Below are 13,745 nucleotides of genomic sequence, written 5' to 3' on the forward strand. Positions count from 1 at the left end.
TGTGCGTCGCGTACGACGGCGCCGAGACACTGCTGCGCCAACGGGCGCCCGCGAGCGACGCCGTGGCCTGTCGGGGGACGCGGCGATCGGCTACCAGCCGACCCGGGTGGGCTGGTCGTAGCGGGGACGGGCGTCCATCGACGACCGCCAGGTGGACTCGGCCAGGCTCGGCGCCCATTGGCGCAGCAGTGTCTCGGCGCCGTCGTACGCGACGCACAGCACCGCCAGCACCCGCGCGGCGATCTCGGCCGCGTCGGCGACACCCGGCCCGACCGGCGTCAGGCGGGCCGGCGGGCCGGTGGCGGTGGCGGTGACCACGGCCACCGCCTCGGCCGAGCGCAGCACGTCGGCCATCGTTCGGGCCAGGGCGAGGCGGCTGCCCTCCACCCAGTCGGCGAGGGCGTCCGCGTACCCGGCGGTGGATTCCAGTCGCCCGATGAGGCTCTCCGGGCCCTCGTCGAGATGGCGCAGCAGCGCGGCGCGTTCCTGCCCGTACGCCGAGGCGGCCGGACCGGACCAGAGCACCGGGTCGGTGAGGGCCGCGCCAACGTCGTCGTACCCCCGGACCAGCCGGCGCACCGCGTGCCCGGCGCTGGCCAGCGGCGCCGGGTGCAGGTCGAGGAAGCCCCGGACGGCGTCACCCGGCAGCACCTGCATCCGGCGCAGCAGAGGCCAGACCCGGTGGCCCTCGGGAACGCCGGCCGCGAGCAACGCGTCCACCCGGTGGAGCAGGTCGAGGCCGGGCTCGGCGAGCCGGTCCAGTGGGTCCATCACGGCTCCCCGATGATCCGGCGGCGGGCGGCGCGGTCGACCTCGGCGTACCGGTCGGCGGCCTCGCGGACCGCCGAGGCGGCGGCGGCGAGCCGAGCGGCGGCGGCCCGTGCCTCGCGGGCCCGGTCGTCGGTGGCGGCGGTCCACTGTCGGTGCAGCGCGCGACCGATCTCGCCGGGGCGGCCCGGGGCGTCCGTGCCGAACGCGGCCTGGGCCGGGTCGCTGGCGGTGACCGTGTGGGACAGGGTGGTCAGCGTGGCGCTCGCCTCGTCGAGCCGGGCGGAGAGCGCGCGCAGTGTGTCCATGTCAGGCCCCCGCGAGCGGTCGGTAGGCGGCGAACGTCTCGTTGTGCAGCTTCTCCCGGGCCCACTCGGCGGCGTCGGCGGCCGCGGTGACGGCGGCCTGCACCGAGCCCGCCACGTCTCGTGGGCTGCGGGTGTGCAGCGGCCCGAGGAACCGGACGTCGGTGATCCGCCCACCGGCGGTGACCACCACCTCGACCAACCCGTCCGGCGACCGGACGGTGACCTCGACGGTCGACACGGCCTGGTCGAACTCGGCCTGCAGCGATTCGATGCGGCGGTAGCGCCGCACCGCCTCCTCGATCCAGGCCTCGTCGATCTCCCCCCGCGGCATCGGCGACTCCTCCCGGATGGCCCCTCACTGAGCGTGCCGTCACCGTCACCACGGCACACCGGACCGTACCGCACAGCAATCGCGCGTGTCGATGGCTGTGGACAACCGGCTGGAGCTGCGGGTCAGCCCTTCCAGAGGGCGAGCATCATCGCCTCGACCGCGATCCGTGGCTTGACGTTCGCCTCGATCGCCGCCCGGCAGGCGAGGACGGCCTCCAGCCGGCGCAGCGACCCCTCGGCGTCCCACTTCTGGGCCCCCGCGCCGGCCAGCGCGGCGGTGTCGGTGTGCACGGGATCGACCGGGGCCCGCAGCGCCATGGTGAGCGCGTCCCGGTAGAAGCCGGCCAGGTCGACGAGCGCGCGGTCCAACGCGTCCCGCTGGGCCCGGGTGGCCCGCGACTTCTGCCGCTTCTCCAACTCCTTGAGCTGCCCGGCGGCACCGCGCATCGCGCCGGCCGCGCCCCGGCCGGTGCCGCCCGCGCCGAGCGCGGTCTCCAGCGCGGCCCGTTCGGTCGCGTCCGCCTCGGACACCGACGCCTCAGCCTCCGCCTCGGCCGCCTCGATCAGCGCGGACGCCGCGTCGAACGCCGCGCCGACGCCGGTCAGCCGGCGCGGCACGGCGAGGACCGCCTCACGCCGCTTGCGGGCCTCCGGATCGCGGGCCAGCCGGCGAGCCCGACCCACGTGCCCCTGCGCGGCCGCCGCCGCCCACTGCGCCACGTCGGGCGCGATGCCGTCCCGACGGACCAGCACCTCGGCCACCGCCGCGGCCGGCGGCTGCCGCAGGGGTACGACACGACAGCGCGACCGGATGGTCACCGAGATGTCGTCCGGGTGGGTGGACGGGGCGCAGAGCAGGAAGACCGTACGCGGTGGCGGCTCCTCGATGGCCTTGAGCAGCGCGTTGCCGGCCGCCTCGGTGAGCCGGTCGGCATCCTCGATGACCACCACCTGCCAGCGCCCGCCGGACGGGGTGCTTGCCGCGCGCAGCACCAGCGCGCGCATCTCGCCGACGCCGATCGAGAGCCCCTCCGGCACCACCATCCGGACGTCGGCGTTGGTGCCGCCCATCGTGGTGTGGCAGCCGGGGCACTCGCCGCAGCCGGTGCCGTACGTGCACTGGAGGGCGGCGGCGAAGGCCCGGGCGGCGACCGAGCGACCGGAACCGGGCGGCCCGGTGAAGATCCAGGCGTGCGTCATCCCGGTGGACGGGTCCAGCGCGCCGGGCTCGGTGCCACCGGTCTCGGGAGCGGCCTCGCTGGCCGGGCCGGCGGCGATCAGCGCGGGCGTCCGGTCGGCCGCGCCAGCGCGCAGCACGGCCGCCGCCGCGCCGGCGGCCCGGCGCAGTTCGGCGACCGCCTCGTCCTGGCCGACCAGATCGGCGAAGACGTCCGGCATCAGGTCTTGTGCTCCATCGTCACCAGCTCCGCGTCGGATAACTCCGGCTGCACCGAGGTGTCCGGGCCCTGCGCGGGGCGGGGGTGCACGATGCCGCCCGGCTTGCCCAGCATCTCCTGTACGCGCCGGACCACCAGCTGAGTGATCTCGTCGACCGGCCGGGACGCGTCGAGCACCAGGTAGCGCTTCGGGTCGGCGGCGGCGAGGTCCAGGAACGCGTAGCGGACGCGCTCGTGGAAGGCGATCGACTCCGCCTCGAGCCGGTCGGCGCCCGCGTTGCGCGAGGCCACCCGGGACAGGCCGGTCCGCGGCTCGACGTCGAGCAGCACCACCAGGTCCGGCTTGAGCCCACCGGTGGCCCAGGAGGAGAGCCAGGAGACCTCGTCGACCGGCAGCGTCCGCCCGGCGCCCTGGTACGCGAGCGACGAGTCGACGTACCGGTCGCTGATCACCACACCGCCACGGACCAGCGCGGGCCGAACGACGGCGGCCACGTGGTGCGCCCGGTCGGCGGCGTAGAGCAGCGCCTCGGCGCGCGGGGAGGGCGCCTCGTCGCCGGAGGTGTCCAGCACCAGCGACCGGATCCGCTGGCCGACGGCCGTGGCCCCCGGTTCGCGGGTGACCAGGACGTCGTGCCCCTGGCCGCGCAGCCGCTCGGCGAGCGCGGTGAGCTGGGTGGACTTGCCGGCGCCCTCGCCGCCCTCGAACACCACGAAGAGCCCGGCGGAGACGAACGGCTCGGAGGGCATCAGCGGGCGACCACGGATCGAGCCCCACAGGTCGGCGAGGACGGGGACGCCCTTCTTGTCGTCCATCTGGCCGAAGGCGCTGATCCCGGCGAAGATGCCGGCGGCACCGGCGGCGAGCAGCAGCAGGCGGGTGGAGGAGACGGAGATGCCGAGGTCGGCGATTGTCAGTTTGCGGGAGCCGCCGACGCCGACCAACACGCTGCTCAGCCCGATGGCCAGGATCAGCACCAGCCGGGTGCCGATCTGCACGACCGCGAAGACCCGGCCGCGCACCTCGTCGGCCACCTCGCCGCCCAGCAGCGTGGTGCCGGCCAGGAAGGCCATCCCGGCGCCGGCGCCGACCAGGACCGCTCCGACGATCGCCATGGACAGGTGGATGGCGAAGGCGAGGGTCATCACGGCGGCGCTGGCCAGCACGATGCTCATACCGAACCACCGACGCCGGGACATGTCCTTCACGATCATCGGGCCGAGCCCGATGCCGAGGGCCAGACCGACGAAGATGGCGCCGAAGAGCAGCGAGAACGCGGCGTCGCCAGCGCCCAGCGAGCTGGCGAAGAACTTGGCCGTGCCGACCACGATGCCGCCACCGGCGAACGCCCCGAAGATGCCCAGCACCAGACCACGCACGAGCGGGGTCTGGCCGATGTACTTCCAGCCCTCGGAGAACTGCCGGAACATGCTCTGCTCGGAACGCCCGGCCTCACCGCGTTGTGCCTCGCTGATCTCCTTGATCCCGAAGGCCACCACCAGTGCGGTGGCGAGCCGGGTGAAGGAGTTGAACCAGAGCGCGAGCTGGGCCGGTTCCGCCCAGGAGGGCAGGTCGCCGCCGACGGCACCACGGACGCCGCGATCGAGCACGGCCAGGCCGACGGCGGCGGCGACCGGGGTGAGGCCGTACGTGGTGATCAGGGTGAGCTGGTTGGCCGCCTCCAGCCGGGCCCGCGGGATGAGGTTGGGGACCGCGGCCTCCTTGGCCGGGATCCAGAGCAGGGTGATCGACTCGATCAGGAAGGTGGCGATCAGCGCCCAGCCGACCACCAGGCCGCCCGGGGCGCCGCTGAGGGCGTAGAGCGGAATGGACGCGAATAGGACGAAGCGCAGCAGGTCGCAGATGACCATCGTCCAGCGCCTGTCGAACCGGTCGGCGAAGACGCCGGCCACCGGGCCGAGCACCAGCGCGGGCAGCAGCCGGATCGCGGTCACACCGCCGAACGCGGCGCCCTGGGCGGTGCTGCCCTGCACCTGGGAGGCGGCGAAGAGAGCGGTGGCCAGCAGACCGAGCCAGTCGCCGAAGGAGGCCGCGCCGAGCACGATCCAGAGCCGCCGGAACGGCCTGATCCGCAGAACCGAGCGGATCGCGGCGTAGCCGGACGGATCGACCTGACCGGAGCTGGACTGGTTGGCGGCGTTGCCCGACTGGTCACCCGCGCGCGACACGCCGGGCGACTCGCCGCTGTTCTGGCTTTCGATGGCCGTACCTCCACGTGCCGGCCCATCGCTGGGCACCCCCGGTGGAACACTCTAGACCCGGTGGGGGCCGCCCCACCGGCGACATTCTCCTGCTCGCTGAGCCTAGGCCGCCGGGGGCGCCGGCCGCAGCCCGGGACGTACGCGAGGGTATTTCGCATTCACCGTCGGACAGTTAGCGTGCACACGTGGCCATCGAAAGCGACAAACTGCGCGACCGCCTGGACCGGGCGACCGCCCATCTCGACCCCCCGTACGCCGTGGTGGATCTCACCGCCTTCGACGCCAACTCGGCGGCCCTGGCCGACCGCGCCGCCGGCAAGCCGCTCCGGCTGGCCAGCAAGTCGGTGCGCAGCCGGGAGCTGATCGGCCGGGCGCTCGCCCGCCCCGGCTGGCAGGGCGTGATGGCGTTCACCCTGCCCGAGGCGATCTGGCTGGTCCGCGCCGGCATGAGCGACGACGTGCTGGTCGCGTACCCGAGCGCCGACCGGGCGGCCCTCGCCGAGCTGGCCGCCGACCCGACGCTCGCCGCCGCGATCACGCTGATGATCGACGGCACCGGGCAACTGGACTTCATCGACACCGTCCGAGCCCCGGGGCAGCGCGCCGAGCTGCGCCTCTGCCTGGACCTGGACGCCTCCTGGCGACCACTGCGCGGGGTGCACGTCGGCGTCCGCCGCTCACCGGTGCACAGCGCCCGGGCGGCCGGCGCGCTCGCCGCCACCGTCGCCGGCCGCGCCGGCTTCCGGCTGGTCGGGCTCATGTCGTACGAGGCGCAGATCGCCGGCCTGGGCGACGCGCCGCCGGGGCGGACGCTGCTGGCCGGCGCGATCCGGCTGGCCCAGCGCGGGTCGTACCGCGAGTTGCTGGCCCGCCGGGGTGCGGCGGTGGCGGCGGTACGCGAGCACGCCGACCTGGAGTTCGTCAACGGCGGCGGCACCGGCAGCGTGGCCGCGACCAGCGCCGATCCCGCGGTCACCGAGGTCACCGCGGGATCGGGCCTGTACGGGCCGACGCTGTTCGACGCGTACCGCGCGTGGCGGCCCACCCCGGCGGCGTTCTTCGCCTGCGCGGTGGTCCGCCGGCCGACGCCGGAGCTGGCGACGGTGCTCGGCGGCGGCTGGATCGCCTCCGGCCAGGCCGCCGACAGCCGGCTGCCCCGGCCGTGGCTGCCGGCCGGCCTGAAGCTCGTCGCCACGGAGGGAGCCGGCGAGGTGCAGACCCCGCTCTCCGGCGCGGCGGCGGCCACCCTGCGGGTCGGCGACCGGGTGTGGTTCCGGCACGCCAAGGCCGGTGAGCTGTGCGAACGGGTCAACGAGCTGCACCTGGTCGAGGGGGACGCGATCGTGGCGACCGTGCCCACCTACCGGGGCGAGGGCCACGCGTTCCTCTGACGGGCCGCCCCGCGCGCCGACTCAGGCGTGCTGGACGGCCTCGGTCTGCTGCTCGTCGGCGGGGTGGCCACTGTCGCGCCCGTCGACCTGGCGATGCAGGTACTCCCGGATCAGCGCCTTCGCCTCGAGCAGCACCCGCTCGTCGCCGTCGGACTTCCGCCGGAACGCGAGCTTGATCAGCGCGTCGGCGGCCTCCACCGCGATCTCCAGGACGAAGCGCAGCTTCGGCACGTCGGTGAGCCCGAAGCGCTCGGTGAGCACCCGCGCCAACTGGTCGGCGATCACGCCGTTGTTGTCCCGCTGCTCATCGAGCAGGTGCAGGTCGACCACGTCGCCGAAGTGCAGAGTACGAAAGCCCGGGACGGTGCGGTGCATCGTGATGTACTCGTCGATGCCCGCGTCGACGCCGTCCCACCAGTGGGTCATCTCGTCGGAGGCGAAGCGCTCGTCGAGCCGCTGCAGGTAGGACTCCATCGTGCGCAGGGTCAACGCCTGCACGATCGCCCGCTTGTCCGGGAAGAACTGATAGACCGACCCGATCGCCACTTCGGCCCGCTCGGCGAGCAGGGTCGTGGTCAGACCCTCGTACCCCACCTCGTCGACGAGTTCGGCGCAGGCATCCAACATGCGCTGTACCCGCGCGACACTTCGACCCTGCACCGGTACGCGGCGCAGCGGCCCGGTCGTGGCGGCTGGTGTGGACACTCGGCGCCACCCCCCTTCGACGGATGAACATATCTCCACGTCACGAGTCCGTGACTACCGGTACAACGAGCGGATCGCAATTGCGGTATTTACCAGGTACAACGTTCCTGATATGAAGTCAGTTCATATTCATGAATGAGGAGCGCGCATGGTCGACACGGCACCGCTCACCGCCCCCTGGTCCAACTGGGCCGGCAACCAGCGCGGCTCCGCCACCGCCATCCTCCGCCCCGGCTCGGTGGCCGACGTCACCGAGGCCGTCCGTGCCGCCGCCGCCGAGGGCCGCCGGATCCGGGTGACCGGCAGCGGCCACTCCTTCACCGCCATCGCGCTCGCCGACGACCGGCGGATGGAGCTGTCCGAGTTGGACACCACCGTCAGCGTCGACGTCGCGAACCGGCTCGTCACCGTACCGGCCGGAATGACCCTGCACACGCTCAACAGCCTGCTCGCCCGGCACGGCCTCGCCCTGCCCAACCTCGGTGACATCGACGCGCAGACCGTCGCCGGCGCAATCTCCACGGGCACCCACGGCACCGGCGCCGGCTACGGCTGCCTGTCCACCTTCGTCGAGGCGATCACTCTGGTCACCGGCAGCGGAGAGGTGCTGCGCTGCTCCGCCGACGAGCACCCGGACGTCTTCGCCGCCGCCCGGGTGTCGCTCGGCGCGCTCGGGGTGCTGGTCGAGGTGACGCTGCGCTGCGTCGACGCCTTCGTCCTGCACGCCCACGAACGGCCCGCCGCGCTGGCCGATGTGCTCGCCGGCCTGCCCACTCTGATCGGCGGCCACGACCACGTCGAGTTCTACTGGTTCCCCTACACGTCCCGGGTCCAGGTCAAGACCAACGACCGGGTACCCGCCAACGACCGGCCGCTGTCCCGCTGGCGCGGCTGGTTGGACGACGACTTCCTGTCCAACACGGTCTTCGCCGGCGCCTGCCGGATCGGCCGAGCCGTGCCGGCGCTGGCACCCGGCATCAGCGCCGTCTCCGCCCGCGCACTCACCGAACGGCAGTACACCGGGCGCTCCGACCGGGTGTTCTGCACCCCACGCCGGGTCCGCTTCGTGGAGATGGAGTACGGCCTGCCCCGCGAGGCGCTACCCGAGGCGCTCGCCGCGCTGCAGCGGATCGTCGACGGGCTGCCGTTCAAGGTGCTCTTCCCGGTCGAGGTGCGGTTCACCGCCGCCGACGACATCTGGCTGTCGCACGGCTACGGTCGGGACTCCGCGTACATCGCTGTGCACCAGTACGTCGGCACGCCGTACGAGCCGTACTTCCGGGCCTTCGAGGAGGTGGCCGCCGGGCTGGGTGGCCGCCCGCACTGGGGCAAGCTGCACTACCGGGACGCCGCCAGCCTGGCCCCCGCCTACCCGAGGTTCGGCGACTTCCTGGCCGTACGCGACCGCCTGGACCCCGACCACCGGTTCGCCAACGCCCACCTCGACCGCGTCCTCGGCGGAGGCGCTCAGCCGCCCGACGCCTCCACCTGGTCCGTGCCGGCACCGAGAGCCCGGACGTAGCCGAGCACCCGCTGGTACGCCGCCCGGTAGTCGCCCCGCAGACCTGGCGGGGTGCCCGGGTCGGCAAGCGCTGCGGTCAGGTCGACCAGCCGGAGGGCCGGCGCCAGGTCGGTCCACGTTGGCAGTGCCTCCATCCGGGTCACCGTCCAGCGCCCCGGCGCGGTCTCGGTGAAGGTCGCCCGGGCCATCACACCCTCGCGGTTGTCGTCGATCGGCTCCTCGTGCCGGGCCAGTTCGTTGCCCATGCCGAAGACCACCCACTTGTCGCCGAAGCGCTGGAACGGCTGCACCGCGTGGGCGTGATGGCCCAGGATGAGGTCCACGTCGGGCGACGAGATCAACTGCCGGGCCCAGGCGCGCTGGTCGGCGTCCGGCAGGTGCTGATACTCCGTACCCCAGTGCAGGCTGAGCACGACGATGTCGGCGCCGGCGGCGCGCGCCTTGTGGGCGGCGGCGCGGATCTCGGGCGGATCGATCAGGTTGGCCAGCCACGGCTTGCCCGGGGGGCGGCTCAGCCCGTTGAAGTTCAGGCTGTACGCCAGGTGGGCGACGCGGACGTCGCCGACCTGGTAGATCCGGGGCCGGGCCGCTTCGGCGGCGCTGCGGGCGCTGCCGGTGTGCCCCAGCCCGGCGGCGTCGAGGGCGCGGATTGTCCGGGCCACCCCGTCGGCGCCCTGGTCGAGGGTGTGGTTGGAGGCGGTCGAGCAGCCGTCGAATCCGGTGGCGCGCAGCCCGTCGAGCACCTGCGGGGGCGCGTTGAACGACGGATAGCCGGCGAACGGGCCGGCGGGATCGGCCAGTGGCGTCTCGAGGTGGCACAGCGCCAGGTCGGCGCCGCGGACCGCCGGGGCGACCCCGGCGAACATCGGGGCGAAGTCCATGCCGCCGGCACGGGCACCGTCCCGGCGCGCCTGGTCGGTCACCGCTGGATGGATCAGAACGTCACCCGCGGCGACGAGTCGCACGGTCCGCCGGTTGGCCGGATCCCGGGTGGGCCCGGTGGACGGCCCGGGGGCGACGGTCTGCGGGGGAGCGTGCGACGCGGTGGCGCCGGCCGGCGAGGGGCTGCCCGCGTCCATCGTCCGGATGCCGACCGCGACCACGGCGAGCAGCAGCGTGCCCGCCGCAGCGCCGACGAGCGCACGGCGGCGCGAAACAGGGGCTGCGAACATCCCCTCACGTTAGGCAGTCCACACCAGAGCCCCGCCACCGATTTGGACATTTAACCCATTAGGGGTGGCGTGCTGGCTGTCACTTCTCGGCAGGACTGGCGGTGGCCTTCTTCGGGGCCGCCTTCTTCGGGGCCGCCTTCTTCGCCGTCGCCTTGGCGGTCGTTGTCTTCTTCGCGGCCGTGGACTTGCTGGCGGCGGCCGTCTTCTTGGTCGCCGTGGCCTTCTTCGCCGGTGCCTTCTTGGCCGCCGCCTTCTTGCGCGGCGCCGGGCCCTTGGCCCGCTTCTCGGCGAGCATCTCGGAGGCTTCCTCCAGGGTCAGCGCCTCCGGAGTCTGTCCGCGCCGCAGCGACGCGTTGAACTCGCCGTCGGTGACGTACGGGCCGAACCGGCCGTCCTTGATCACCAGCGGCTTCTCGGTCGCCGGGTCGACGCCCATCTCCCGCAGTGGCGGCGCGGCAGCCCGCCGGCCCCGGGTCTTCGGGGCGGCCAGCAGGGCCAACGCCTCGTCCAGGCCGACCGTGAACATCTGCTCTTCGGACTCCAGCGAGCGGAACTCCTCGCCCCGCTTCACGTACGGGCCGTAGCGACCGTTGTTGGCGAACACCTCGACGCCGTCGGGCGCGACGCCCACCAGCCGGGGCAGGCTGAGCAGCCGCAGCGCCTCCTCCAGGGAGAGCGAGTCCGGTGTCTGCGAGCGCAGCAGCGACGACTTCCGCTCGCCGCTGGACACGTACGGGCCGAAGCGGCCGGACTTGAGCACGATCGGCTCGCCGGTGGCGGGGTCGTCGCCGAGCTTGCGCTCGCCGCTGCCGCCGAGGAACAGCTCGTGCACCTTCTCCGGGGTCAGCTCGTCCGGGGCCAGGCCCTCGGGGATCGGCGCCCGGTCACCCTGGGTGCCGCCCTCCTCACCCTCGGCAGCCGGTGCCGGCTGCTCGCCGCCGGGCAGCTCCCGTTGCAGGTACGGCCCGTACCGGCCGACCCGCACGACGACCTCGCGCCCGTCGTCGTCGGTGAAGAGCGGGATGGAGTTGACGCTGCGGGCGTCGATTTCGCTGACGTTTTCGGTGACCAGCTTCTTGAGGCCGCCGGAGCGGGCGATGTCCTGGTCGCCGGCGCCGTTGGAGCTGCCGAAGTAGAACGCCGTGAGGAAGTCGACCGCGGCGTGGTCACCGCCGGCGATCTCGTCCAGCTCGTTCTCCATGCTGGCGGTGAAGTCGTAGTCGATCAGGCGGGGATAGTGCCGTTCCATCAGCCCGATCACCGCGAAGGCCAGGAACGTGGGGATCATCGCCTGGCCGCGCTTGGTGACGTACCCCCGGTCCTGGATCGTCTGCATGATCGACGCGTAGGTGGACGGGCGGCCGATGCCCAGCTCTTCCAGGGCCTTGACCAGCGACGCCTCGGTGTAGCGCGACGGCGGCTGGGTGTGGTGGCCCTGCGCGGCCAACTCGTCGGCGGTCAGCGGCTGGTCCTTGACCAGGGTGGGCAGCCGGCGCTCGGCGTCCTCGGCCTCGGCGTTCTCGTCGTCGCTGGACTCGACGTACGCGCGCAGGAAGCCCGGGTCGGTGATGGTCTTGCCGGTCGCGCCGAAGTCGGCCTCCTCCTGGGAGGTGGAGACCGCGCGGATGCGCACCGACACGCTGGAACCGACGGCGTCGGTCATCTGCGAGGCGATGGTGCGCCGCCAGATCAGCTCGTAGAGCTTGAACTCCTCGGCGGACAGCTCCTTGGCCACCTCGCCCGGGGTGCGGAAGTTGTCCCCCGCCGGGCGGATCGCCTCGTGCGCCTCCTGCGCGTTCTTCACCTTGCCGGTGTAGCGGCGCGGCTCCGGCGGAACGCTGCGCTCGCCGTACAGCTCGACGATCTGCCGGCGGGCCGCCGAGATGGCGGTCTCCGACAGGTTGACCGAGTCGGTACGCATATAGGTGATGTAGCCGTTCTCGTACAGGCGCTGCGCGGTGCGCATCGTCTGCTGCGAGGACAGCCGCAGTTTGCGGGCCGCCTCCTGCTGGAGGGTCGAGGTGATGAACGGCGCGTACGGGCGACGGCGGTAGGGCTTCTCCTCGACCCGGGTGACGGTGAACGGCCGCCCGTCGAGGCGGGCCGCGAGCCCTCGGGCACCGCCCTCGTCCAGGTGGACCACGCCAGCGCCGGCCCGGACCCGACCCGTGGTGGGCTCGAAGTCCTTACCGGTGGCGATCCGGTCGCCGTTCAGCGCGATCAGGGTGGCGTTGAAGGCGCGCGGCCCCTCACCGGCGTTCGCCACGGCGAGGGTGGCCAGGATGTCCCAGTACTCGGCGGTGCGGAAGGCCATCCGCTGCCGCTCCCGCTCGACCACGATGCGGGTCGCCACGGACTGCACCCGGCCGGCCGAGAGCTTCGGCATGACCTTCTTCCACAGCACCGGGGAGACCTCGTAGCCGTAGAGCCGGTCGAGGATCCGCCGGGCCTCCTGGGCATCGACCAGGTCGCGGTCGATCTCCCGGGGGTTGGCCACCGCCGCCTGGATCGCCGGCTTGGTGATCTCGTGGAAGACCATCCGCTTGACCGGAACCTTGGGCTTGAGCGTCTCCACCAGGTGCCAGGCGATCGCCTCGCCCTCGCGGTCCTCATCCGTGGCCAGGAAGATCTCGTCGACCTCCTTGGCGAGCTTCACCAGCTTGCTGATCTGCTGCCGGCGGTCGGCGGAGACGACGTAGAGGGCGTGGAAGCCGTTGTCCACGTCCACCCCGAGGCGGGCCCAGGCCTCGCCCTTGTACTTCGCCGGCACGTCGGCGGCGTTGCGCGGCAGGTCGCGGACGTGACCGAAGCTGGCCTCCACGACGTACCCCGGGCCGAGGTAGCCCGAGATCGTCTTAGCCTTCGCCGGTGACTCGACGATGACCAGACGGGTGGTTCCAGCTTTGCTCGGCACGTCTCTGTCGACCTCACTCCTGCTCGTGGCCTGCCGGCGCCTACGACAGCGACCGCTCTCGACCCCGCCGCGGCACCGGCGGTCCGGATGTCCAACGTAACGCGCCGTCCGCGTTTCGGGTTTCGCGGGCGGCAATCCGCTGCGGCGCGGCGGTCAACTCCCGCCCCGCCGTGCTCGGCACTGCCGGACGGCGCCACCGTACACCGTGAGTAGGGCTCGAAGCGGGTCACTGTGACGATGGCGGACCCCAACCGGCCCATTCAAGCCCAGCTGTCCAACACCAGACACCTCACCCGCCCTCACCCCGCGCCACCCCCGCTCACATCGATCATGGGGTTGTGGTGGGCGTTTAGGCCCCGAAAGAGAAGTACGTCCACCACCACAACTCCAAGATCGACGCCGACGAGCGGCGGAACCACGGTCAGGGCCAGGCGTCCGTTGGCGCCGCCGGTGGCGGTGGGCCGACCAGCTCGGCGAGCCGCGCCAACCGGCGCCGGCCGGTGATCCGGTACGCCGGGCCGCCCTCGCCGGGGCCGAGCAACGTGCCGGCCAGGCCGGCGGCAGCGAGGGCGGCGCCGATCGCGTCCCACGACTCCTGGTCGCCCTCGCCGAGCCGCAGCAGGAAGCCGCTGGGCGGTTCCGGCGTCCCGGCGGCGGCGAGCCAGAGCCGCAGCCGCCGGCCGGTCAGGTGGAAGACGGCCGGCGGGCGCTTCGCCGGGCCGTGCAGCCAGGCGACCGCGAGCGGCTTCAACAGCCGGGTGTACGACGTCCGGACGGTGTGTCGCTCGTCCTCGGTCGGCTCCCAGCTCGCGGCCAGTCCGCGCTGCGCCAGTTCGGCGACGAGCACGTGCACCCGCCAGGCGGCGTCCACCCGCACCGCGAGCCGGGCGGTGCCGCCCATCCGGACCACCTCGCCCGGACCGGCGATGTCGAACTCCTCCAGGGCACGCTCCAGCCGGTTGAGCGCCAGCTCCCGGTCGGGCGCCCAGACGATCACCTTGGCCAGCAGCGAGTC

General features: G+C 73.2%; 9 protein-coding genes and 2 pseudogenes. 2 read left to right on the forward strand and 9 right to left on the reverse strand.

Annotated elements, in window-relative coordinates:
* Positions 1 to 90 precede the first annotated feature (90 nt).
* From AB0J68_RS13085 to tmk, 5 genes are all read right to left on the reverse strand, one after another.
* The gene (locus AB0J68_RS13085; RefSeq protein WP_363938427.1) at positions 91 to 771 is read right to left on the reverse strand and encodes a hypothetical protein; all 681 of its coding nucleotides are present in this window, start codon (positions 769 to 771) and stop codon (positions 91 to 93) included.
* Positions 771 to 1,076 (reverse strand): hypothetical protein, encoded by a 306-nt coding sequence (locus AB0J68_RS13090; protein WP_354854687.1) that lies wholly within the window; start codon positions 1,074 to 1,076, stop codon positions 771 to 773. Before AB0J68_RS13090 ends, AB0J68_RS13085 begins: the two co-directional genes overlap by 1 nt.
* 1 nt (position 1,077) lies before the next feature.
* Positions 1,078 to 1,407, reverse strand: a complete 330-nt coding sequence (locus tag AB0J68_RS13095) for a YbaB/EbfC family nucleoid-associated protein (RefSeq protein WP_007454690.1) — start codon at positions 1,405 to 1,407, stop codon at positions 1,078 to 1,080.
* A gap of 122 nt (positions 1,408 to 1,529) precedes the next feature.
* The gene (locus AB0J68_RS13100) at positions 1,530 to 2,804 is read right to left on the reverse strand and encodes a DNA polymerase III subunit delta' (RefSeq protein WP_355065459.1); all 1,275 of its coding nucleotides are present in this window, start codon (positions 2,802 to 2,804) and stop codon (positions 1,530 to 1,532) included.
* On the reverse strand, positions 2,804 to 4,894 hold the full coding sequence (tmk, locus tag AB0J68_RS13105; protein WP_354860636.1) for a dTMP kinase: 2,091 nt from the start codon (positions 4,892 to 4,894) through the stop codon (positions 2,804 to 2,806). Before tmk ends, AB0J68_RS13100 begins: the two co-directional genes overlap by 1 nt.
* A gap of 317 nt (positions 4,895 to 5,211) precedes the next feature.
* Here tmk and AB0J68_RS13110 point away from each other — a divergent pair, with 317 nt between their 5' ends.
* Positions 5,212 to 6,417, forward strand: a complete 1,206-nt coding sequence (locus tag AB0J68_RS13110) for an amino acid deaminase/aldolase (protein WP_354860615.1) — start codon at positions 5,212 to 5,214, stop codon at positions 6,415 to 6,417.
* A 21-nt stretch (positions 6,418 to 6,438) separates the two neighbouring features.
* Here AB0J68_RS13110 and AB0J68_RS13115 read toward each other — a convergent pair whose 3' ends face one another.
* A complete protein-coding gene (locus tag AB0J68_RS13115; protein WP_354860638.1) occupies positions 6,439 to 7,044 on the reverse strand; it encodes a TetR family transcriptional regulator in 606 nt (201 codons plus the stop codon).
* Between the two features lie 226 nt (positions 7,045 to 7,270).
* Here AB0J68_RS13115 and AB0J68_RS13120 point away from each other — a divergent pair.
* Positions 7,271 to 8,581 (forward strand): annotated as a pseudogene (locus AB0J68_RS13120) (D-arabinono-1,4-lactone oxidase); the annotation flags it as partial.
* Between the two features lie 8 nt (positions 8,582 to 8,589).
* Here the strand turns inward: AB0J68_RS13120 and AB0J68_RS13125 are convergent.
* From AB0J68_RS13125 to AB0J68_RS13135, 3 genes and pseudogenes are all read right to left on the reverse strand, one after another.
* The gene (locus AB0J68_RS13125) at positions 8,590 to 9,816 is read right to left on the reverse strand and encodes a CapA family protein (protein ID WP_363938432.1); all 1,227 of its coding nucleotides are present in this window, start codon (positions 9,814 to 9,816) and stop codon (positions 8,590 to 8,592) included.
* Between the two features lie 79 nt (positions 9,817 to 9,895).
* Positions 9,896 to 12,730 carry a type I DNA topoisomerase gene (topA, locus tag AB0J68_RS13130; protein ID WP_363938435.1) on the reverse strand — a complete coding sequence of 945 codons (2,835 nt, stop codon included), beginning with the start codon at positions 12,728 to 12,730 and terminating at the stop codon, positions 9,896 to 9,898.
* Between the two features lie 913 nt (positions 12,731 to 13,643).
* Positions 13,644 to 13,745 (reverse strand): annotated as a pseudogene (locus AB0J68_RS13135) (hypothetical protein); the annotation flags it as partial.

The sequence above is a fragment of the Micromonospora sp. NPDC049580 genome, assembly GCF_040675595.1.
Classification (GTDB): domain Bacteria; phylum Actinomycetota; class Actinomycetes; order Mycobacteriales; family Micromonosporaceae; genus Micromonospora.

Coding starts and splice junctions, on each gene's coding strand:
- AB0J68_RS13115 (WP_354860638.1), bottom strand. CDS start 7,044: ATGTTGGATGCCTGCGCCGAACTCGTCGACGAGGTGGGGTACGAGGGT.
- AB0J68_RS13095 (WP_007454690.1), bottom strand. CDS start 1,407: ATGCCGCGGGGGGAGATCGACGAGGCCTGGATCGAGGAGGCGGTGCGG.
- AB0J68_RS13100 (WP_355065459.1), bottom strand. CDS start 2,804: ATGCCGGACGTCTTCGCCGATCTGGTCGGCCAGGACGAGGCGGTCGCC.
- AB0J68_RS13090 (WP_354854687.1), bottom strand. CDS start 1,076: ATGGACACACTGCGCGCGCTCTCCGCCCGGCTCGACGAGGCGAGCGCC.
- AB0J68_RS13085 (WP_363938427.1), bottom strand. CDS start 771: ATGGACCCACTGGACCGGCTCGCCGAGCCCGGCCTCGACCTGCTCCAC.
- AB0J68_RS13125 (WP_363938432.1), bottom strand. CDS start 9,816: ATGTTCGCAGCCCCTGTTTCGCGCCGCCGTGCGCTCGTCGGCGCTGCG.